Raw genomic sequence first — 21,960 nt, forward strand, 5'->3', positions numbered from 1 at the left:
CTTAATCCATAAGGACTGAGTTATGGCTCTTATTGAACAACTCAAAGAAGAGCAAAAATTAGCGATGAAAGCCAAGGACAAACCGCGCCTTGGCACTATCCGCTTAGCTCTTTCAGCAATTAAGCAACGTGAAGTTGACGAACGGATCACTCTGAACGACGACGACATTATTGCTATATTAGTTAAAATGGTTAAGCAACGTCGCGATTCTGTTGCTCAATATGAATCGGCAAATCGTCAAGATCTTGCTGACGTGGAAAAAGCAGAAATTACGGTACTTGAAGGCTTTATGCCTCAACCGCTAACTGAAGAAGAAGTTATTGCACTACTTGATAGCGCAATCGCGGAAGCTCAACCTGCGGGCATGCAAGACATGGGTAAAGTAATGGCTATCTTGAAACCACAAATTCAAGGGCGTGCAGATATGGGTAAAGTTAGTGGTTTAGTTCGTTCTAAACTCGCTTAATCCCAAATCAAATTGCAACAAGCCGTGCAATCCTTCGGAACGCACGGCTTGTTTGTATCTGTAACCTATTCAAACTATTATTATCCACACTCTCAGTTAGTGCATTTTTCTAAGGTTTTATGGCAGGACACATCCCGCGTAGTTTCATCGATGATCTCCTAGCGCGTCTCGACATTGTCGATATTGTGGACGCACGCGTGAAACTTAAGAAAAAAGGCAAAAACTATGGTGCTTGTTGCCCATTTCACAACGAAAAGACCCCTTCTTTCAGCGTAAGCCAAGAAAAACAGTTTTATCACTGCTTTGGTTGTGGCGTACATGGCAATGCTATCGACTTCATTATGGAGTTCGAACGTCTCGATTTTGTTGAAGCGATTGAAGAGCTGGCCTCATTTTTAGGGCTTGATGTTCCTAGGGAACAGCGCAGCGGTGAAATATCCACGGCGCCAAGAGCCAACAGCGAACAAAAACGTAACCTCTACGATTTGATGGGCGGCATCAGTAATTTTTACCGCTCTCAGCTAAAAATCTCAGCGAACAAGCCTGCGATTGATTACCTAAAAAATCGCGGCCTTTCTGGTGAAATCGTACAGAAGTTTGGGATTGGCTACGTCGCTGATGAATGGGACTTGGTTCGTAAGAACTTTGGCCAACAAAAAGAAGCTCAAGACATGCTCGTTACTGGCGGCATGTTGATAGAAAACGATAAAGGCAACCGATACGATCGATTCCGTGGACGCGTGATGTTCCCGATTCGTGACCGTCGAGGCCGAGTAATCGGGTTTGGTGGTCGTGTTTTAGAAGACGGCACACCAAAGTATCTAAACTCGCCAGAAACGCCGATCTTCCATAAAGGTAAAGAGCTTTACGGCCTTTATGAAGTGTTACAAGCATACCGTGAACCGCCTCAAGTACTTGTGGTTGAAGGTTATATGGATGTTGTCGCACTAGCGCAATACGGTGTCGATTACTCAGTGGCATCACTGGGTACCTCAACAACCGGTGACCACGTTCAGATGTTGTTCCGCCAGACCAATACTGTGGTTTGTTGTTACGATGGTGATAGAGCAGGTAAAGAGGCCGCGTGGCGCGCACTAGAAAATGCGCTTGAATACCTGAAAACAGGTAACACACTCAAGTTTCTGTTCTTGCCAGACGGTGAAGACCCAGACAGCTATATTAGAGAACACGGTCAGGCTGCTTTCGAACAGCTCGTCCACAATGCGACGCCGCTTTCGACCTATTTGTTCGATAACCTGATTGAAATACACAAGCTGAATTTAGGAACAACAGAAGGAAAATCGGCACTGCGTGCACATGCCAGCGCCTTGATTAGTAAAATTCCTGACAGTTACTTCCAAGAACTGCTCGAAAAATTGCTCGATGAGCGAACTGGATTTGATAACCAATTGAGGCGTGCTCGCGTTCACACAAAGAACCCGACACCTCAACCGCATAAAGAGCTCAAGCGCACTCCAATGCGTGAAGTTATCGCTTTGCTTATCCAAAATCCGAGCTATGCTGATATGGTACCGGATTTATCAAGTGTCAAAGGCTTACAGCTGCCTGGACTAAGTTTATTCGTCGAAGTACTTGATATCTGCCGAGTGAACCCCCATATCAGCACAGGCCAATTATTAGAACATTGGCGAGAGAACAAACATGAGGCACTTCTGTCTCGTCTCGCGAGCTGGGAAATCCCCCTCGACGAAGACAATCAAGAAGACATATTTTTAGACTCATTGGACAATATCCTTGCCCAGTGCGTTGAAAAACAAATTGAAAACCTGCAGGCCAAAGCAAGAAGTGTCGGTTTATCAGCCGAAGAAAAAAGGGAGCTACTAGCTTTAATGCTAGATCTAAAAGCGTAACCCTGTTTGATTAGTCAGCATTTAATAAATTTGTTAACATAATTGGTTTGCATTTGAGAATGCAACGTCCTTCACCAGACCTGAAGTTGGATATCATCTATGGATCAAAATCCGCAGTCACAGCTAAAATTACTTGTTATTAAAGGCAAGGAACAAGGCTATCTGACCTACGCCGAAGTAAACGACCACCTACCTGCAGAAATCGTGGATTCTGAACAGGTAGAAGACATCATTCAAATGATCAATGACATGGGTATCAAGGTAGTAGAAACTGCACCTGACGCTGATGATCTAGCTCTTAATGATGACGATGCCAATATAGATGAAGATGCAGCTGAAGCTGCTGCTGCTGCGCTTTCAAGCGTAGAAAGCGAGATTGGCCGTACAACTGACCCAGTTCGTATGTACATGCGTGAAATGGGTACAGTTGAACTACTGACTCGTGAAGGCGAAATCGACATTGCGAAGCGTATTGAAGATGGTATCAATACCGTTCAATTATCTGTTGCTGAGTACCCAGGCACGATTCCATACATCTTGGAACAGTTTGACCGCGTACTCGCTGAAGAGATTCGCTTAACAGATCTAATCAATGGCTTTGTTGACCCAGACGACGATGGCACAGCTGCGCCAACGGCGACTCACATCGGTTCAGAGCTCGCTAAAACTGATCTAGAAGACGAAGACAAAGAAGAAGCAGAAGACGACGAGGAAGAAGAAGAGGAAGATACAGGTATTGATCCTGAGCTTGCTCTTGAGAAATTCACAGCGCTTCGCACTAGCTACCAAAACCGTCAACTAGCAATCAATGAATACGGCCACGAAAGCCCGAAAGCAACGCTTGCAACAACAATGATGCAAGACGTATTCAAAGAATTCCGTCTGACGCCAAAACAGTTTGATTACCTAGTAAACGAACTGCGTACTTCAATGGATCGCGTACGTACTCAAGAACGCCTAATCATGCGTCAAACGGTTGAGTACGGCAAAATGCCGAAGAAATCTTTCATTGCTCTATTTACTGGCAATGAATCTAGCGAAGCATGGTTGGACGAAGTTCTTGCTTCAGACAAGCCATACGCAGAAAAGATCAAACGTAACGAACACGACATCCGTCGCTCTATCCAAAAGCTGGATATCATCGAACGTGAAACGTCTCTTACTGTTCAAAGCATCAAAGATATCAGCCGTCGTATGTCTATCGGTGAAGCGAAAGCTCGTCGTGCGAAGAAAGAGATGGTTGAAGCGAACTTACGTCTAGTAATCTCGATTGCTAAGAAGTACACAAACCGTGGCCTACAATTCCTGGATCTGATCCAAGAAGGTAACATCGGTCTGATGAAAGCGGTAGATAAGTTTGAATACCGTCGTGGTTACAAATTCTCTACTTACGCTACTTGGTGGATCCGTCAAGCAATCACTCGTTCGATTGCCGACCAAGCTCGTACTATCCGTATTCCTGTTCACATGATCGAAACGATCAACAAACTAAACCGTATCTCTCGTCAAATGCTACAAGAGATGGGTCGTGAACCGCTTCCGGAAGAGTTGGCTGAGCGCATGCAAATGCCTGAAGACAAGATCCGCAAAGTACTGAAAATCGCTAAAGAGCCTATCTCAATGGAGACACCAATCGGTGATGACGAAGATTCGCACCTAGGTGATTTCATCGAGGATACAACGCTAGAACTGCCTTTAGACTCTGCAACGGCAACCAGCCTACGCGGCGCAACTAAAGACGTTCTTGCAGGCCTAACTCCTCGTGAAGCGAAAGTACTGCGTATGCGTTTCGGTATCGACATGAACACTGACCACACTCTTGAAGAGGTTGGTAAGCAGTTCGACGTAACTCGTGAACGTATCCGTCAGATCGAAGCAAAAGCACTGCGTAAACTTCGTCACCCAAGCCGCTCAGAAACTCTGCGTAGCTTCCTAGACGAGTAATTACACGCTTTAGTGTGGTTAGCTTTTAAGCATAAAATAAAAAAGGTGAGCGTTGGCTCACCTTTTTTGTGCCTACGTGATTTAAGTGGCTAAGATGTAAGCGGAATTGCCCCTCATAGTGTCTAGACACCATTGATTGGTTCCCCTATAATCTATGCCCTACGGCCCCTTAGCTCAGTGGTTAGAGCGCACGACTCATAATCGTTCGGTCCCCAGTTCAAATCTGGGAGGGGCCACCAAATTAGAAAAGCCAGAACAGTTCACGCTGCTCTGGCTTTTTGCTTTTCTAGTCCTTTATCTTCTAGCTCAACGCTCTGTCCCATTCGTCCAATTTCTTCTATGTGACTAAACATACTTTTCTTTTATAAAAAAATCGGCAATATGAGAGTACACAAATCATTCAATAGTTCAGGGAAGACTCATGAAAGACGAAACGCTCTCGATTCACTTCGGCTACGACACTGATCCAACAACCAAATCGGTTGCGACTCCTATTTACCAAACCGTTGCTTACGAATTCGATGACGCACAACACGGCGCCGACCTGTTTAACCTTGCGGTACCAGGTAATATCTACACTCGTATAATGAACCCAACCAATGATGTACTAGAAAAGCGCATGGCGGCCTTAGAAGGTGGTATTGCAGGCTTAGTGGTGAGTGCGGGCAGCGCGGCGATCAACTACGCGATTCAAACGTTGGCACAAATCGGTGACAACATCGTTTCAACACCTCAGCTTTACGGCGGTACTTACACCCTATTTGCTCATATGCTACCAAACCAAGGGATCGAAGTTCGCTTTGCTAAAGACGATAAACCAGAAAGCTTAGCGGCACTGATCGATGAAAAGACCAAGGCGGTTTATTGTGAAAGTATCGGTAACCCAGCAGGCAATATTATCGACTTAGAACGTGTTGCTGAGCTTGCTCACGCACAAGGTGTACCTGTGATTGTCGATAACACGGTGGCGACACCAGTGTTGTGTAAACCTATCGATTTTGGTGCCGATATTGTGGTGCACTCGCTAACCAAATACGTTGGTGGTCACGGAACGACGTTGGGTGGTGTTATTGTCGATTCAGGCAAATTCCCATGGGCAGAGCACAAAGATCGCTTCCCGGTCTTTAATCAACCAGAACCTTCTTACCACGGTGTGGTTTATACCGAAGCCTTTGGCGAAGCCGCATTTATTGGCCGCGCTCGAACCGTTCCATTACGTAATACAGGCGCAGCACTGTCACCCATGAATGCCTTCATGTTGATGCAGGGTCTAGAAACGTTGTCGCTACGTATGGAGCGACACACCGAGAATGCACTGAAAGTAGCAGAATACCTTAAGCAACATGAGAACGTGAGTTGGGTAAGCTACGCGGGGTTACCAACCTCTGAGTTCTACCCATTGGCTGAGAAATACATGCAAGGTAAGCCGTCTGCCATTTTATCTTTTGGCTTGAAAGATGGTTATGAAGCCGGTGTTCGTTTCTATGATGCGCTGCAAATCTTCAAACGCTTGGTGAACATTGGCGATGCAAAATCTCTCGCTTGTCATCCTGCTTCTACAACACACCGTCAATTAAGCGAAGCGGAACAAAAGCAAGCAGGTGTGTCACCAGAGATGATTCGTCTGTCGGTCGGTATTGAACACATTGACGATATCTTGGCTGACCTAGAGCAAGCACTTAATGCTTAATGCTTAATGCTTAATGCCGCTAAAGCTAGATCTAACGCTGATCGTTAGCTAACAGACACAAAAAAGCCCATCACAGGATGGGCTTCTTATTATCTAATTTTCTTAGACAAGCTAACGATTATTCAACCGTAACCGCTTTCGCTAGGTTACGAGGTTGGTCAACATCGGTACCTTTGATTAGTGCTACGTGGTAAGACAACAGCTGCATCGGTACTGTGTAGTAGATAGGTGCTGTTACTTCACTTACGTGAGGCATCTTGATGATCTTCATGTTCTCATCGCTTTCAAAGCCTGCATCTTCATCTGCGAATACGTAAAGTAGACCGCCACGAGCACGTACTTCTTCAACGTTTGATTTCAGCTTCTCTAATAAGTCGTTGCTTGGTGCAATAACGACTACAGGCATATCTGCATCGATAAGAGCCAAAGGACCGTGCTTAAGCTCACCAGCCGCGTATGCTTCTGCGTGGATGTAAGAGATCTCTTTCAGTTTCAGAGACGCTTCCATCGCGATTGGGTAGAACTCACCACGACCCAAGAACAGTGTGTGATGCTTATCAGCAAAATCAGGTGCTAGCGCTTCGATCTCTTTATCAAACGCTAATGCTTTCTCGATATCAGCAGGCAGTTGATGCAGTGCTTGAACGATCTCTGCTTCTTTCTCTTCATTGATGCGACCTTGTAGACGACCAATTGAAGTTACCATCATCAGCATTGCCGCTAGCTGTGTTGTGAAGGCTTTAGTTGAAGCTACGCCGATCTCTGTTCCTGCGCGAGTCATAAAGGCAAAATCAGATTCACGAACTAGCGAAGAACCTGCAACGTTACAGATAGTCATTGCTGACATGTAACCCTTCTCTTTTGCAAGACGAAGTGCAGCAAGCGTATCAGCCGTTTCACCAGACTGAGACAGAGTCACCAATAGGCTATTCGGACGAACAACGAAATCACGGTAACGGAATTCAGAAGCAATCTCTACGTCACAGCTTACGCCTGCTAGAGATTCAAACCAGTAACGAGCTGCCATGCCTGAGTTGTAAGACGTACCACATGCGATGATCTGCACGTGTTCAACCTTGCTTAGAATCTCTTCCGCTTTAACACCAATCGCGTTAGTGATAACTGAAGTGTCAGAAATACGGCCTTCCATTGTGTTGATCAGCGCTGTTGGCTGCTCAAAGATCTCTTTCTGCATAAAGTGACGGTATTGACCTTTGTCACCGGCATCGTGTTCTGCGTTTGATTCAACGATTTCACGCTCAACACGCTCGCCCGCCACATCAAATACTGTTACATCACGACGAGTCACCTCAGCAACATCACCTTCTTCTAAGTACATGAAGCGACGAGTTACGCTTAACAGTGCAAGTTGGTCAGAGGCTAGGAAATTCTCACCGACACCAAAACCGATAACGATTGGGCTACCAGAACGAGCAACAACGATACGGCTAGGATCTTTACGATCAACCGCCACAGTGCCGTATGCACCGTCTAATTGCTTTGCTGTTTTTTGCAGAGCTTCAACCAAAGAAGCTGACGTACGAAGTTCCCACTCAACAAGATGAGCGATAACTTCGGTATCTGTTTGTGAAGTAAACACGTAGCCACGCTCTTGCAGCAGAGCGCGCAGTGCTTCGTGGTTTTCGATAATGCCATTGTGTACAACGGCAATATCGCCCGACATGTGTGGGTGTGCGTTTGCTTCAGAAGGCTCACCGTGTGTCGCCCAACGTGTATGAGCGATACCAGTACCGCCAATAACATGTTGTTGATCGACTGCGTCTGCTAGCTCTTGTACTTTACCAAGGCGGCGTACACGAGTTAGGTTAGATTCGCTATCAACTACAGCGACACCCGCTGAATCGTAGCCACGATATTCTAGGCGGCGAAGGCCTTCTACTAAAATTTCGGCTACATCACGCTGTGCTACTGCACCAACAATTCCACACATAGTTTCACTCCATCAATTTCGTTTTATTCCTATTGGCAGCAAGCAAAGGCCAGATCTTTATTAAGATCAATTATAGGAAGGTAAATGCATAATACTTAAATTTGTTTTTACGCTGGATCGGTCAGGATCACTCGAACATCATGTGATTCGATACTTACTTTGGATTCTTCGCCTAAATCTGTATCGGTAATTAAGATGTCAATGTGTTCCCATGCCAGCTCTAAGTTCGGGATCTTTCGTCCCACCTTTTCCGACTCAACCATCACGATCACTTCTCGTGACACTTCAGCCATTACTTTACTTAGGCCAACCAATTCATTGAACGTAGTTGTGCCTCTATCAAGGTCGATACCATCAGCCCCGATAAATAGTTGATCAAAATCGTAAGCTCGAAGTACTGATTCTGCGACTTTGCCTTGAAAAGAATCCGAATGGGTATCCCAAGTGCCGCCGGTCATTAGCAGTGTTGGTTCGCTTTCCAACTCATTAAGTGCATTAGCAACATGCAACGAGTTGGTCATTACAACCAAACCACGTTTGCTATTGAGCTGCTGAATTAGCGCTCCTGTCGTGCTACCGCTATCGATCACAATGCGATTATGGTCGCGAATTAGATCTGCAGCGGCTTTCGCTAATGAAATCTTTCGAGTCGAAACTTGTGGACCCAGTTCTTCGTTCACAACCTCTTTCGGTAATGAAATCGCACCACCATAACGGCGCAAAAGCTGACCGTTTTTCTCTAAAGACGCTAAGTCCTTTCTAATCGTGACCTCTGAGGTTTCGAATTTAGCGGATAGTTCATCAACACTAACCTCCCCCTTTTCATTAACGAGGTTAGAAATAGCATGTCTTCTGAGCTGGGTGTTTCGTTTCGACATTTAAAAAAGGCCAGTAAGTTTCGATTTGAAACATATTATAGTTACAACGAAACTATTTAGTCCATTTATTTTGATCCAAAAAATTAATAAATAGCGATAAAACCTTGTCCTAAGACAATTGTTAAGCAGTGATATTGAACTGATTAGGTGGTAGAATCCGCACCCGAAAAGAAAAAAAATTACAAAACTGACTGTTATTTTTTTGCAACTTACCTCTTATATAGTGGGGTAAGTCACATAAAACCGATATTGAATCAAAATCTTTTGGTCATAAAATGACTAAAATTGATGAAAGACTTACAACTCTGAAGGACATATTGGAAGTCCCGCGCTTTTACACAACAGGCACAAAATGTTGATGTAGCGGACCAATCTTCAGACCTTAAATAAATTTCAAATTGTAACAATACTTACCGGAGAGTACCTTCCATGAAAAAGACCAAAATCGTATGTACGATTGGCCCTAAAACTGAATCTGTAGAGAAGCTAACTGAACTAGTAGATGCTGGCATGAACGTTATGCGTCTTAACTTCTCTCACGGTGACTTCGCAGAACACGGCACTCGTATCGCGAACTTCCGTACAGTAATGGAAAAAAAAGGTGAGCAACTTGCTATCCTTCTAGATACTAAAGGTCCAGAAATCCGTACTATCAAACTTGAAGATGGTAACGACGTAGATCTAGTAGCTGGTCAAGAGTTCACTTTCACAACTGACGCAACAGTTGTTGGTAACAAAGACGTAGTAGCAGTAACTTACCTAGGTTTCGCTAAAGACCTAACTGCTGGTAACACTATCCTTGTTGATGACGGCCTAATCGAAATGGAAGTTATCGCAACAACAGAAACTGAAGTTAAGTGTAAAGTTCTTAACAACGGTGCTCTAGGCGAAAACAAAGGTGTTAACCTTCCTGGCGTTTCTGTTCAACTTCCAGCTCTTTCTGAGAAAGACAAAGCTGACCTTAAGTTTGGTTGTGAGCAAGGCGTTGATTTCGTAGCTGCTTCTTTCATCCGTAAAGAAGACGACGTTAAAGAAATCCGTGAGCTTCTAAACGCTAACGGCGGCGAGAACATCCACATCATTTCTAAGATTGAAAACCAAGAAGGTGTAGATAACTTCGATTCAATCCTTGAAGCTTCTGACGGCATCATGGTTGCTCGTGGTGACCTAGGTGTTGAAATCCCAGCTGAAGAAGTAATCTTCGCTCAGAAGATGATGATCGAGAAGTGTAACCGCGCACGTAAGATGGTTATCACTGCAACTCAAATGCTTGACTCTATGATCAGCAACCCACGTCCAACTCGTGCTGAAGCGGGTGACGTTGCGAACGCAATCATGGATGGTACTGATGCAGTAATGCTTTCTGGTGAAACTGCTAAAGGTAAGTACCCAGTTGAAGCTGTAACTATCATGGCTCAAATCGCGAACCGCACTGATTCAGCTCTTAAAGCTGAGCTAGGTTCTCGTCTAGACAGCCCACGCCTACGCATTACTGAAGCAGTATGTAAAGGTGCGGTAGACACAGCAGAGAAGCTAGCGGCTCCTCTAATCGTTGTTGCAACTGAAGGCGGTAAGTCTGCACGTTCAGTACGTAAGTACTTCCCAACTGCAAACATCCTTGCTCTAACAACTAACGAAAAAACAGCTGCACAGCTAGTTCTTACTAAAGGTGTTAAACCAGTTCTTGTTGACTCTATCGAGAACACAGACACGTTCTACATCAACGGTAAAGAAATCGCTCTACAATCTGGCCTAGGTAACAAAGGCGATATCGTAGTAATGGTTTCTGGCGCTCTAGTAGCTTCTGGTACTACAAACACGGCATCTGTTCACGTTCTATAAGAATGAACCGATACGCATAAAATATAAAAGAGGGCTTCGGCCCTCTTTTTTTATGAAACAAATCTTGCCTAACTTTTCAGTACGCTGTATTATCAATCACAGTAGAATCACGTACTGTTAACTTCCATGGGCTCTTTCTAAGAGACGGATTAGCAGACTAGAATCAAATATGCATGAGGTTTGTAATGTCTAGTCCTACGCTCACAGACAAAGTATCAAAGATGATTCGCCAAGATATTCTCAATGGTGAGTTAACCCCTGGCCAAAAACTCGTTGTTGCTGATCTAAAAGCACGATACAACGTAGGCGCATCTCCAATTCGTGAAGCCTTAGTGCAGTTATCTTGGAGTAAATACGTAAAGCTAGAGCCACAGAAAGGCTGCTGGGTATCTCCGGTATCAAAGAAAGAACTCAATGACCTATACGAAAGCCTTCGACTGGTCTCTTCCGTTCTGCTTAAAAAAGCGATCTCAGCTGGTGATGAAAGCTGGGAATTAGAAGTGTTGACCTCTTACCACAAACTATCACGCCTTCAGAACGTAGAAGAAGAATTTGATTCTGTTGAATGGGAAGAACGCCACCAACAATTCCATGTCGCGTTGCTTGAAGGTGCTGATTCAGAGAACATGTTTAAGTTCTTTGATGAACTTATTAACCAAGTTAAACGTTACCGCTTCTTAGCAATGTCAGCTGAAACAGCATCTGATGATCTGTTCAATATTGATGAGCACGAAATGATCATGAAGCTAGTACTCTCTAAGAATGCAGAACAAGCAACAGAGTTACTTGATCAACATTTACTAGGTTCAATGAAACGAATTGAAGAAGTTATCGAAGCGGCATAACGCCAAGATAGATTCTAACCAAATAAAAACGGAGCCAACGGCTCCGTTTTTTGTTTCCAGTATCACGACTGAACTACCACCCAAAAAACTCTTTGTGATGAGTATTGAGCAGTACAACCATAGGTAAAAAATACAGTGCACTCAGTTGAAAGCCAAGAATGACCAATGTGCCTATGGTTAACCTCACTAAAAAATCGACAAACATACCACGCCTCTTTTAACCAGACAGTATGATCCCCAAACTCTTGCTACAGCTAACCTAATTCTACTGCTATCTCTCAAGCCATTGATAAGGCGAGCTAACCAGCTGAATTAAGTTAACGGTGTCATCCCTTTTATATCGGGTAAACACTCTGTTTATTGGTTCGCTTAACACGACGCAACCTGAAGCAAGGTAGTTTACTTATTGTTTATTTTAGCTCAAATTTTCATCAGCATTAGACTTTAGTCTAACTACATAAGACTTGTGACATAGGTCGCCTCAAAAGTGAGATTCCTATTATAGATGTTGAAAGGAACTGCTGAAGGCTAGCTTTAAAAGATACGAAGCGAGAAAGATGGCTTGATAGGAAAGTGGTTAGTCACTTAAAACGTAAATCTTTTTAAGGGCTAAGTCTGTTGAAAGCCAAGTGAAATATTAAAAACTAATCGAGTAATGAAAGATTAAGCGACATCAGCATGACTAGGGCACATAGAGACGGTATTGCGCCCAGACGATTTAGATTCGTAGAGCCCAACATCGGCACATTTGTATGAGCGAGTGCTGTTGCTTGTCAAATCAGTGAAACCGACACTCACCGTCACTTTAGTCCCTGAGGATAGCTCTATTTCTATTCGTAATCGATCCAACACACGTTTCGCTTCCGGCAGTGAGGTGTGTGGCATCAGTAATGCAAACTCCTCACCCCCTACGCGAGCAACAAAATCAGTATTGCGTAGGCTGTCTTGTAGAAGCCTTGCAACACTTGCAATCACCCGGTCGCCTTCATCGTGGCCCAGTTCGTCATTGATTCGTTTGAAGTTATCAATATCGACTAAAGCTAAGCAAGTGGTCGCTTCATTAGGGTAACGCTCGACCAAGCGAGAATAATACGCGAGCTGCTCTTCGAACTTGCGGCGGTTCCAAAGGTTACTCAAAGAATCTCGTTCACTTAAGATCCTCAAACGCACCTCAAGCTCCTTCCTAACAGAAATATCGACTAAGGAAGTAATATAATAGCTGACCTTTCCAGAGTTATTTTTAACCGCCTGGACTCTCATGATCGCGGTGAAAGGAATACGCAGTTTGTTCTTACACTCTACTTCACCTTCCCAGACTTCTTCTTGCTCTAAATGACTCCAGATATCAGAACTTGAGAGCTCTTGGTCGGTATTCTCAAGCAATAGCTGCAATGCGTTCTTTCCGATAACTTGAGTTTTGCTGTACCCCGTCATGTTCTCAAACTCGTTGTTGATCATCATAGTACGATGCTGCTTATCAGAGATCATGACGGCCGACATGCCGCTCAATGCGGCGCGTGCCAACTTACTTTCTAGACTTCGACGTCGGTAATGAGTCACTAAATAAGCAAACGGAAACGCAAAGACCAGTACCGTTAGCAACACAAACACTTCTTCTTGAGAGAGGTCACTTAAGCTCGGTTCAGCTCGATCCATCAGTTGTTTCTGATTAAGTTGAATCAGTAAATGGACCTTTTGATTATTCGCGAGCATCACCGTGTTAAACGCAAACAAGTTGCCATCTTCAAAAACGTGCCCCACCTGATCATTAGAGATCGCTTCCCATGCCTGTGGTGCGATGTTTTTCAGGTTGTAGCCTTTTCTTTCTGGAATAGAATCGCCAAACAGCTTACCGCTATGGTTACTCGCTATGTAATAACCCGCTTCATTAAGAACTTCTGCTCTAAGATCATTATCAGGTGAAAAACTAAGACGCGACGATAAACCCCATACGTCGAGATTAATAACAAGGTAGCCCACTCTTTTCTCAGGTGTTTCTACAGGGGTAAAGACACGAATTACCGGCATATAAGGGAAGGTGATCTCACCATGTTCCATTTCAAGCTCAATGCCCCAGCCGCCAATTTGTTCAGCTTCTAGTTTTTGGGCGTATTGAAAGTAGCTCGAGTCAGATTTATCTTGAAGCTGTTGCGGTACCGTTATGTGGCCTGAATCAGCGGAGTAGTTCACACGAACCAGCTCTTTACCCGAGATATCTAGCAGGTGGATCTGTGTATACCATTTCTGATTAACAAGTACAGACTGCCAAACCTCTTCAAGTAGATCTTTGGTTTGGTCAGAGGGAGAAGAGGCAAAGTTAACCAAGCTTTGACTGTGGCTCAACAGGCCCATTACGGAAACTAATTGAGTCTTAAGAAGATCGTAGTCTCGCTTGGCGTACACCAATTGATGGACGGCTTGCTTGGCCGAGTAGTCAAAACTCTGCTGCTTCACTTCTTTATATCGCTGCAAGTAATATAGAGCGACAGCTGAACAGAGTGTGATTGAGATGATTAGTAATGTAATTATTGATTTTTTATTTCGCATTACTAGCTCAGGAAGAAAAAGAGAGCGCAAGATTATAGCACTCTAGGAAATTAACAAAATAAAAGCCGCTTAAAAAAGCGGCTTTTAAACTATTTTTTAAATACTTCTTGTTTAGGCTTTCAACGCTCGTTCACCACGTGCGATGCCAACAACCCCACTTCGAGCCACTTCAAGTACTTCCGTTACTTCAGACAATGCCTGAATGAAAGCATCCAGCTTCTCGCTAGTGCCAGCCATTTGAACCGTATATTGCGAAGCCGTCACATCAACGATTTGGCCACGAAAGATATCCGCTGTGCGTTTCACTTCAGCACGAGCAAAGCCGCTAGCGCGTACTTTTACCATCAAAAGTTCACGCTCGATATGCTCAAGCTCAGACACTTCTTGTACCTTAAGTACGTCGATTAACTTGTGTAGCTGTTTTTGGATCTGCTCAAGCTGCATTTCGCTCGAGTTAGTGGTGACGTTCAGACGAGAAAGCGTTGGATCATCCGTAGGAGATACATTCAAAGACTCGATGTTGTAGCCACGCTGAGAAAACAAGCCAACCACTCGAGAAAGTGCACCTGGTTGGTTTTCCATTAATAGTGAAAGGATGTGTCTCATATTATGTTCTCTCCGTTTTGCTTAGCCACATGTTATCCATACCCTCGCCTTTGATCTGCATTGGGTATACGTGCTCGGTGTCATCCACACTGATATCGACAAATACCAAACGGTCTTTCATCGCCAGTGCTTTTTCCAAACCTGATTCCAGTTCATCCGGAGATGAAATACGCATGCCAACGTGGCCATAAGCCTCGGCAATCGCAGCAAAATCAGGAACAGAGTCCATATATGAATTAGAGTAACGACCTTGATAAACAATGTCTTGCCACTGTTTTACCATGCCTAAGAAACGGTTGTTAAGGTTAATAATCTTAACGGGAATATTGTATTGCAGCGCAGTCGACAGCTCTTGGATATTCATTTGAATACTGCCGTCACCAGTAACAATCACAACTTCTTCATCAGGTTTCGCAAACTTAACGCCCATACCAGCAGGTAGGCCAAAGCCCATTGTGCCTAGACCACCAGAGTTAATCCAACGGCGTGGCTTGTCAAACGGGTAGTACAAAGCAGCAAACATTTGGTGTTGACCTACATCAGAAGCAACATAGGCATCGCCATTGGTTACTTTATGAAGTGTTTCAATAACTTGTTGCGGTTTAATACGACCAGACGTTTTGTCATACGCTAAGCAGTCACGCTCTTGCCACTGTTTAATTTCACTCCACCAGCTTTCCATCGCTTCTGCATCGTTAGTTCCACCTTGCTCAATAAGCAGGTTAACCATGCTCTCTAGTACTTTTTCCGCGGAACCTACAATCGGTAGATCCACTTTAACGTTCTTAGAGATAGAAGATGGATCGATATCAATGTGCATGATCTTCGCATCAGGGCAGTACTTATCTAGGTTATTGGTGGTTCGATCATCGAAACGTACGCCAATACCAAAGATCAAGTCCGCATTGTGCATCGCCATATTGGCTTCATACAAACCATGCATGCCCAACATACCCAAAGAGTTTTTATGGGTACCAGGGAAAGCGCCAAGCCCCATTAGGGTGCTTACCACAGGTAAATTCAGTGCCTCTGCTAATTTTAACAGCGGCTTATCTGCCTCAGAAATAACCGCACCACCACCGACATAAAGTACCGGTTTCTTCGCTTCAAGAAGGGCTTTTAGCGCCTTTTTGATCTGACCTTTATGACCCGTAACCGTTGGGTTATATGAACGCATTTTGATCGTTTTTGGGTATTCATAAGGAAGCTTGATTTGTGGGTTTAAGATGTCTTTTGGCAGATCAATAACCACAGGACCAGGACGTCCTGTCGTTGAAATATAGAATGCTTTTTTAACGACTTCAGGGATATCTTCCGCTTTCTTAACGAGGAAGCTGTGTTTAACAATCGGACGGGATACACCCACGATGTCACACTCTTGGAAGGCGTCATTACCAATTAAGCTATTTGGTACGTTACCAGAAATAACTATCATTGGAATTGAGTCCATGTAGGCTGTGGCAATACCAGTAACGGTATTGGTCGCACCTGGACCAGAACACACAAGTACTACGCCCGGCTTACCGGTAGAACGAGTATAGCCATCTGCCATATGGGTAGCGGCTTGTTCGTGTCGTACTAATACGTGTTTAATTTCAGCAGTTTTAGCATGCAGCGCATCATAGATATCAAGTACAGAACCACCTGGGTAACCAAAAATTTGTTCTACACCCTCTTCAATTAGAGACTGCACCACCATCTCAGCGCCGGATAACATTTCAGCGCCGGATGACATGGCTGTTTCAGGTTTTGTTGTCATATTGCTCTCCTCACCAGTTTCCAACCATATTTGGTGAACATGTTGGGCTGGTTTTTCATAGTCTAGGGCTTATTCGTAGCCTAATTCGAAATACTTCCACTTTTTCGGCTATGGCTGTCTGTCGTGATAACAACAAACAGTAATACGAAACAACTTTAACGCTTTATTATCATCTGGTCTAACACCTGTTATCCGATAATTACGTCAAAAAACCAACTATTAGCTGAAAGCATTAAATAAAACCCAAACCAAACCCAATAGTTAGATTTAAAAACCAATTAACACCTAAAAAAAAGAGCTTAATATTCAAATGAATCACGGTTTATCGATTAATTACGCCCTTATTGGTGTGCGCTTTCGCACATTGTGCTGTGTCAGCAGGCATAAAAAATCCCCCTAAAAATGCAATCACATTCGTAGGGGGATTTTTAAACAACTGAAAATTTATCTAAGCAGAAAACTACTTATCTTTAGGCTTTTCATTGTACATTTCTTCGATTTCGTCTTGATACTTATCGTTGATAACTTTACGACGCAATTTTTGAGTAGGTGTCAGTTCGCCATCATCCATAGAAAATGCTTTTGGCAGCAACTTGAATTTCTTCACTTGCTCAAACTTAGCCAACTCTTTCTGTAAGTCATTCACGCGCTTCTCTAGCATCTCGACAATCTGGTGATGTTTAACAAGCTCAACACGGTCGTGATACTTGATATTCAGCTCTTTGGCATACTCTTCTAGCGAGTCATAACAAGGAACGATCAACGCAGAAACGAATTTGCGCGTATCAGCGATAACGGCAATCTGTTCGATAAAGTGATCTTTACCAATCGCGCCTTCAACCACTTGCGGTGCAATATACTTACCGCCAGAGGTCTTCATCAATTCTTTAATACGATCAGTAATGAACAGGTTACCATTTTCATCAAAATGTCCCGCATCACCAGTCTTTAGGAAACCGTGCTCGTCAAATGTCTTAGCGGTCTCTTCGGGCATCTTGTAGTAGCCACGCATCACCATTGGACCACGAACAAGAATCTCGTCCTTCGCACCAATTTTGACTTCAGCACCCGGCATCGACATACCAATCGAATCAGGGTTAAAACAGCGGTCATCCCAGCACGATACTGTTGCCGTGGTTTCTGTCATGCCGTAGCCAAGTTTTACGTTGATACCAATCGCGTGGAAGAAGCGACCAATGGTTTCATCAAGCTTCGCACCACCACATGGCATAAAGTTAATGTTTCCGCCTAACAGAGCTCGCAGTTTAGATAACACAAGCTTATCGGCAAGCGCATGGCTCTTCTTCAGCATGAATGATGGAGTACGACCTTCTTGGTGACAAACAGAAAGCTTCGCTCCCATATTAACCGCCCAAGTAAACAGCACTTTACGGATAAACGGTGCTTTAGATACCTTCTCGTGAATCGCTGAGAAAATCTTCTCGTAGAAACGGGGAACTGCACACATTACTGTCGGTTTTACATCGCTTAGAGCATCGCGTACTTGCATCGTGTCTTGCAGGTAACAGTTGGTTGCACCTTTATAAAGGGCATAGAAAGTCCAAGCGCGCTCAAATACGTGTGATAAAGGTAAGAAACACAGTGATACGTCATCTTTAGTTAAGCTAAGACGTTCATCGTGACCTTTCAATTGATAGCCAATATTAGTGTAATCAAGCATCACACCTTTTGGTTGGCCTGTCGTGCCAGAGGTATAGATAAGGGTCAGTAAGTCATCCATGTTTGCATCAGCTAAGCGAACGTCAAGTTCCGCTTGTTGAGCTTCAACACCACGAGCCATGAAGTCCTGCCATGAAACAGCAAAACTATGTTCTTGAGTGTCGATATCAGCAGACATCGCCACAACAACTTCTAGCTGTTCACACTCTTCAAAAAGGCTAACCGCCGCATCAAATTGAGCTTGCTCGCCAACGAATAAGATCTTCACATCTGCATTTTGGATAATGTAAGAAGACTGCGCCGCTGTGTTGGTTGGGTAGATTGGTACCGTTACAAGACGCGCTTGTAAAGATGCAAAATCTGCCACAGTCCACTGAGGCATATTGTTCGAAAAGATGCCTATCTTATCCTGAACTCTCAGTCCGTGAGCCAACAGTGCTAACGAAAGCGTATCGATCTGTTGTCCAAACTGTTCCCAGCTAATACCTTGCCATACATTGTCGACTTTATGCTTCAAAGCTGTACGGTTGCCACCTTGGGCAATTTGGTCACGAAGTCTTTTTACGATATGAAAATCTAAATTGGCCATCTCTTTACCTTTGGCTTACACCTGTAAGCTTTTTTGAGCGCACAAGTGTACCTCTGATCATGGAAAAGGCAACTGATGAAGCTCAAAGTTATAAGTAATAGTACGTCTCACGCTAAGTTTTCTATCAACAAAAATAGCAGGTACAAAAAAGCCCTAAGCCAGACTCCCAGCTTAGGGCTTATAAATCATAGGGATTAGTGCTTAGTTAAGCGCCACTACTTCGCCACAGATCATCATTAACTGATCTCGTAACCAAATGTGTCCTTTGTCCTTTTCGCTTGATTCGTGCCAGCTTAGGAAGCCAGAAATTGCCGCATTATCGAATGGGAAATCTAGAATCTGAAGCTGCTCTTTATTTGCTGCATGTTCTACCATCCAACGAGGTGCAATCGTCACTAATTCAGATTGACCAACAACGTAAAGAACGTTGCTCAAGCTCGTACCTTCGTAGAAAGGCGTGCAATCTAGGTCACGGTAAGCTTGCTCAGAGAAGCTACGTTGACCGTGAATGCGAGACAATTTTGCGTGCTTTTCGTTAAGCAGCTCTGCCGCTGAAACTTCACCGTTGATACGTGGGTGAGAAGCAGAAGCAACAACAACTAATTCGTCTTGGAAGATCTCAGTGCTTGAAAAGCCCTGCTCATCAAAACGAGCGTAATCAATAACGAAGTCGATTTCTTGGTAGCGCATACGCTCAGAAAGTTGACGATCGAATTCTGCATCCATGTGCAGTTTAACGCTAGGTGCTTGGTCGTTGATTGTCGACATAATCTTAGGTGCAAAACGCATGTCACAAGGGCTACAAATCGCAAGTTTGAACAGACGAGAAGACGACTCTGGAGAGAACACAGAACTTGGCAGTTCATTGCGTACTAGCTGTAGTGCTTGGCGGATTGGACCAAACAACTGACGAGCACGTTGAGTCGGCTGAATACCACGACCTTGACGCATGAATAGTTCGTCGTTAAACATCACTTTTAGACGAGCAACAGCGTTACTTACAGCAGGCTGAGACATACCCAGATTATGAGCTGCACGTGTAATGTTTTGCTCTTGCATAACTGCATCAAATACAGTCAAAAGATTTAAGTCGACTCCACGAAGTGTGCTTTCCATTCTGTAGCTTGCAATAGCACTCATTGCGTCTTTTTTCTCTAACATTCAAGTTGCCTCTTGTCGGTTCGACAGCGTTAAATTGGTAATGGTATAGGAATAGATAACCACTAATTCTTATATTTATCAGACCGATGTTTTTCGGATTACCATTACTATTAACCAATAAATCTCGAGCTACCAACAAGATTGATAAAGAATAATTTTATTTTACCTTAATGATTAAATAACATCTAAAAATCAATTATTTATAGAGTTATAAAAAAACATAAAATGCATCACTTATGAGTTTCATTTCGACTTATTTAGCTGTTCTATCGTTTGGTTACATTTGTTACAATTTATTGAACTCATGAATTGTTTGGCTGGTTGATTCAGAAATAACACTTATGAGTTAAGTGAGCGATGCATAACTAGGAAAATCTACCTTGTCCCAAAGTTGCTTTCTTAAGTCATCTTGGTTGGACCAATTGCCCGCTAACACCCACTCAACAAGTGCACTTGCCACGTCGGGATAAGTAACCACTTCGGCCTGCTTTTCACCGAGCCAACCACGCAAGGTAGCCGCGTCTAAAAAGCTCATGGTTTGAGCCAATCCGAGCGCTTCAAGCGTCGCAACATTACTCTGTTGTTCGAACTGCCCCTCAAGAGGTTTGAGAAGCAATTTCTTACCCAAGGTTAGGGCTTCCGATGGCAATTCAAAACCGCCATTAGCCACTACACCAGAGCATTGATTGAGGTCGAATTGGAAGCCGGTATGACTCAGTGGTTTGAACTCAATATTTTCGACTCGACGGTGCTCAATGACATTCGGGTGATAACAGACAAAGTTGTGCGAAATAAACTTCATCAACAGATCCGAGATCGACTCAAGATCCTCAAACGGCAAATAGACCAACGTAAAGTCTTGTGCTGTTTTGGTTTGTTGATCACCAGCCAGCGTGTGAACGATAGGCGGCAGTATTGGTTGTTCAAAGTGATACCAATGCAAACCAATCGAATGCTCAGTTGGGGCGAAATGTTGAATCACCGAATGTTCAATCCAGTTGCCCCCTTCTTTGGGTACATCGTAGCGGAACGCATTCTGGTGGCTTATGCCAATGCATGGCACACCTTGCCTCTTAGCTGCCCATGCAGTCACAGGTTCAAAGTCATTCAACACTAAGTCATAAGGCGTCAAATCGATCTGATTAATCTCACTGAGAAATCGCCAGATGTTGTTCTTGATGAATGTCTTGCCGTATTTAACCTGCCCCTGCTCGCTGTAAAAAGTTAAGCCGCTGCGGGTCTGATAATTACCAAACGCTTCCATCGAGAAGTACTTGCTCTCGTCTCGCCCAGAGAACAGAAAGTCGACATCGATATTTTGCTGACGAAAAGCCACAGCCATTGCCCTCGCTCGAGCGATGTGCCCATTCCCTGTGCCTTGGACGCCATATAAAATTTTCATGCATGTTCCTTTATGTTTGCCACTTAAGCTCGGCAGTGGTTGTTGCAAAAAAAATGATTACAGGATGAAACTGATAGCAAGGCTAGTACAAGCGATGCCCAAGGCTGCGCCAATCAGTACGTCCGTTAAAAAGTGCACACCAAGTAGGATTCGAGAGCCAGCAATCGCTGCAGCCCAAATCAGGCTAAAGAGATATAAGCTCGGATAGAAATGTCCGATTAAGGTCGCCATAACAAAAGCCGCAGCGGAATGCCCAGAAGGCAGGCTGTATTTATCAGATGGCACAATATGGGAATAAAGCAATGAAGAGAATTCAGCTGGTCTGCGACGCTTGAGGGTATTTTTGGCAAACCAGTAAATAGGTAACTCGATTGCAAAGGCAGTTAAGCCCACCAAGAGAAAATCTCGGCCAGTGTTACTGTCAGCCAGTAGTGCAACCAAAGCAATCAAAACGTAAAGGTGTCCATCTCCAGTATGAGACACCGCCTTACTGAGTGTCGCCTGTTGTCCGCTATAACGGTTCTTTAAACAAAAAACAGAAAATGCCACATCCCAGCGGACAATAGGTTCGATAGTACGCATACAATCTCCTTAACAATCCTTATTCAGTTAAGGCTCAAGTTATGCCCCTGAAATGACAGTTAAGTGACGTTTTGAATGAACTAAAATGAATTTTGAGGCGAATTGACCGCTTTCGCTAAGCAAGCTGATGAGGCCTAGAAACTGCCG

15 protein-coding genes and 1 tRNA gene are annotated in these 21,960 nt (G+C 44.0%); 7 read left to right on the forward strand and 9 right to left on the reverse strand.

Going from position 1 to position 21,960, the window contains the following annotated elements; all coding sequences use genetic code 11:
* Positions 1-22: 22 nt before the first annotated feature.
* The 5 genes from L3V35_RS20615 (at position 23) to L3V35_RS20635 (ending at position 5,971) form a co-directional block, all read left to right on the forward strand.
* Positions 23-466 carry a GatB/YqeY domain-containing protein gene (locus tag L3V35_RS20615; protein WP_009847797.1) on the forward strand — a complete coding sequence of 148 codons (444 nt, stop codon included), beginning with the start codon at positions 23-25 and terminating at the stop codon, positions 464-466.
* Between the two features lie 119 nt (positions 467-585).
* Positions 586-2,337: a DNA primase gene (gene dnaG, locus L3V35_RS20620; protein ID WP_017080230.1), complete on the forward strand. Its 1,752-nt coding sequence runs from the start codon at positions 586-588 to the stop codon at positions 2,335-2,337.
* 99 nt (positions 2,338-2,436) lie between these two features.
* Positions 2,437-4,281 carry an RNA polymerase sigma factor RpoD gene (gene rpoD, locus L3V35_RS20625; protein WP_009847799.1) on the forward strand — a complete coding sequence of 615 codons (1,845 nt, stop codon included), beginning with the start codon at positions 2,437-2,439 and terminating at the stop codon, positions 4,279-4,281.
* A 163-nt stretch (positions 4,282-4,444) separates the two neighbouring features.
* A tRNA-Ile gene (locus tag L3V35_RS20630) sits at positions 4,445-4,520 on the forward strand.
* A 182-nt stretch (positions 4,521-4,702) separates the two neighbouring features.
* Positions 4,703-5,971 (forward strand): aminotransferase class V-fold PLP-dependent enzyme, encoded by a 1,269-nt coding sequence (locus L3V35_RS20635; RefSeq protein ID WP_017080208.1) that lies wholly within the window; start codon positions 4,703-4,705, stop codon positions 5,969-5,971.
* A 118-nt stretch (positions 5,972-6,089) separates the two neighbouring features.
* On the opposite strand, the gene glmS is transcribed toward L3V35_RS20635, so the two are convergent.
* Positions 6,090-7,922 carry a glutamine--fructose-6-phosphate transaminase (isomerizing) gene (gene glmS, locus L3V35_RS20640; protein ID WP_017098929.1) on the reverse strand — a complete coding sequence of 611 codons (1,833 nt, stop codon included), beginning with the start codon at positions 7,920-7,922 and terminating at the stop codon, positions 6,090-6,092.
* Between the two features lie 107 nt (positions 7,923-8,029).
* Entirely contained in the window at positions 8,030-8,800 is a 771-nt protein-coding gene (locus L3V35_RS20645) for a DeoR family transcriptional regulator (protein WP_017080207.1), read from the reverse strand.
* A 429-nt stretch (positions 8,801-9,229) separates the two neighbouring features.
* Between L3V35_RS20645 and pykF the strand changes: the two genes are divergently transcribed.
* Both pykF and L3V35_RS20655 read left to right on the forward strand, forming a co-directional pair.
* Positions 9,230-10,642 carry a pyruvate kinase PykF gene (pykF, locus tag L3V35_RS20650; RefSeq protein WP_054547842.1) on the forward strand — a complete coding sequence of 471 codons (1,413 nt, stop codon included), beginning with the start codon at positions 9,230-9,232 and terminating at the stop codon, positions 10,640-10,642.
* Positions 10,643-10,815: 173 nt separating this feature from the next.
* Complete coding sequence (locus L3V35_RS20655) at positions 10,816-11,487, forward strand: FCD domain-containing protein (protein WP_017080206.1); 672 nt, start codon at positions 10,816-10,818, stop codon at positions 11,485-11,487.
* A 663-nt stretch (positions 11,488-12,150) separates the two neighbouring features.
* On the opposite strand, the gene L3V35_RS20660 is transcribed toward L3V35_RS20655, so the two are convergent.
* From L3V35_RS20660 to L3V35_RS20690, 7 genes are all read right to left on the reverse strand, one after another.
* Positions 12,151-14,034 (reverse strand): diguanylate cyclase, encoded by a 1,884-nt coding sequence (locus tag L3V35_RS20660; RefSeq protein WP_237300558.1) that lies wholly within the window; start codon positions 14,032-14,034, stop codon positions 12,151-12,153.
* Between the two features lie 111 nt (positions 14,035-14,145).
* The gene (ilvN, locus tag L3V35_RS20665) at positions 14,146-14,640 is read right to left on the reverse strand and encodes an acetolactate synthase small subunit (RefSeq protein ID WP_004735875.1); all 495 of its coding nucleotides are present in this window, start codon (positions 14,638-14,640) and stop codon (positions 14,146-14,148) included.
* 1 nt (position 14,641) lies between these two features.
* Positions 14,642-16,399 carry an acetolactate synthase 3 large subunit gene (locus L3V35_RS20670; protein ID WP_237300559.1) on the reverse strand — a complete coding sequence of 586 codons (1,758 nt, stop codon included), beginning with the start codon at positions 16,397-16,399 and terminating at the stop codon, positions 14,642-14,644.
* A gap of 460 nt (positions 16,400-16,859) precedes the next feature.
* A complete protein-coding gene (locus L3V35_RS20675; RefSeq protein WP_065207197.1) occupies positions 16,860-18,668 on the reverse strand; it encodes a long-chain fatty acid--CoA ligase in 1,809 nt (602 codons plus the stop codon).
* Between the two features lie 201 nt (positions 18,669-18,869).
* Positions 18,870-19,829 (reverse strand): transcriptional regulator LeuO, encoded by a 960-nt coding sequence (gene leuO, locus L3V35_RS20680; RefSeq protein WP_060983006.1) that lies wholly within the window; start codon positions 19,827-19,829, stop codon positions 18,870-18,872.
* A gap of 346 nt (positions 19,830-20,175) precedes the next feature.
* Positions 20,176-21,231: an MJ1255/VC2487 family glycosyltransferase gene (locus tag L3V35_RS20685; protein WP_146457957.1), complete on the reverse strand. Its 1,056-nt coding sequence runs from the start codon at positions 21,229-21,231 to the stop codon at positions 20,176-20,178.
* A 57-nt stretch (positions 21,232-21,288) separates the two neighbouring features.
* Positions 21,289-21,813, reverse strand: coding sequence for a phosphatase PAP2 family protein (locus L3V35_RS20690; RefSeq protein WP_065207195.1), 525 nt, complete (start codon positions 21,811-21,813; stop codon positions 21,289-21,291).
* Positions 21,814-21,960: the final 147 nt, after the last annotated feature.

It is taken from the genome of Vibrio sp. L5-1 (genome assembly GCF_021728315.1).
Classification (GTDB): Bacteria; Pseudomonadota; Gammaproteobacteria; order Enterobacterales; family Vibrionaceae; genus Vibrio; species Vibrio splendidus_K.

Bases quoted from the DNA above. Each gene is read 5' to 3' on its own strand.
- L3V35_RS20660 (WP_237300558.1), bottom strand. From the start codon at position 14,034: ATGCGAAATAAAAAATCAATAATTACATTACTAATCATCTCAATCACA.
- ilvN (WP_004735875.1), bottom strand. From the start codon at position 14,640: ATGAGACACATCCTTTCACTATTAATGGAAAACCAACCAGGTGCACTT.
- L3V35_RS20615 (WP_009847797.1), top strand. From the start codon at position 23: ATGGCTCTTATTGAACAACTCAAAGAAGAGCAAAAATTAGCGATGAAA.
- glmS (WP_017098929.1), bottom strand. From the start codon at position 7,922: ATGTGTGGAATTGTTGGTGCAGTAGCACAGCGTGATGTAGCCGAAATT.
- pykF (WP_054547842.1), top strand. From the start codon at position 9,230: ATGAAAAAGACCAAAATCGTATGTACGATTGGCCCTAAAACTGAATCT.
- rpoD (WP_009847799.1), top strand. From the start codon at position 2,437: ATGGATCAAAATCCGCAGTCACAGCTAAAATTACTTGTTATTAAAGGC.
- L3V35_RS20690 (WP_065207195.1), bottom strand. From the start codon at position 21,813: ATGCGTACTATCGAACCTATTGTCCGCTGGGATGTGGCATTTTCTGTT.
- L3V35_RS20645 (WP_017080207.1), bottom strand. From the start codon at position 8,800: ATGTCGAAACGAAACACCCAGCTCAGAAGACATGCTATTTCTAACCTC.
- L3V35_RS20675 (WP_065207197.1), bottom strand. From the start codon at position 18,668: ATGGCCAATTTAGATTTTCATATCGTAAAAAGACTTCGTGACCAAATT.
- L3V35_RS20635 (WP_017080208.1), top strand. From the start codon at position 4,703: ATGAAAGACGAAACGCTCTCGATTCACTTCGGCTACGACACTGATCCA.
- L3V35_RS20670 (WP_237300559.1), bottom strand. From the start codon at position 16,399: ATGACAACAAAACCTGAAACAGCCATGTCATCCGGCGCTGAAATGTTA.
- dnaG (WP_017080230.1), top strand. From the start codon at position 586: ATGGCAGGACACATCCCGCGTAGTTTCATCGATGATCTCCTAGCGCGT.
- L3V35_RS20685 (WP_146457957.1), bottom strand. From the start codon at position 21,231: ATGAAAATTTTATATGGCGTCCAAGGCACAGGGAATGGGCACATCGCT.
- L3V35_RS20655 (WP_017080206.1), top strand. From the start codon at position 10,816: ATGAGGTTTGTAATGTCTAGTCCTACGCTCACAGACAAAGTATCAAAG.
- leuO (WP_060983006.1), bottom strand. From the start codon at position 19,829: ATGTTAGAGAAAAAAGACGCAATGAGTGCTATTGCAAGCTACAGAATG.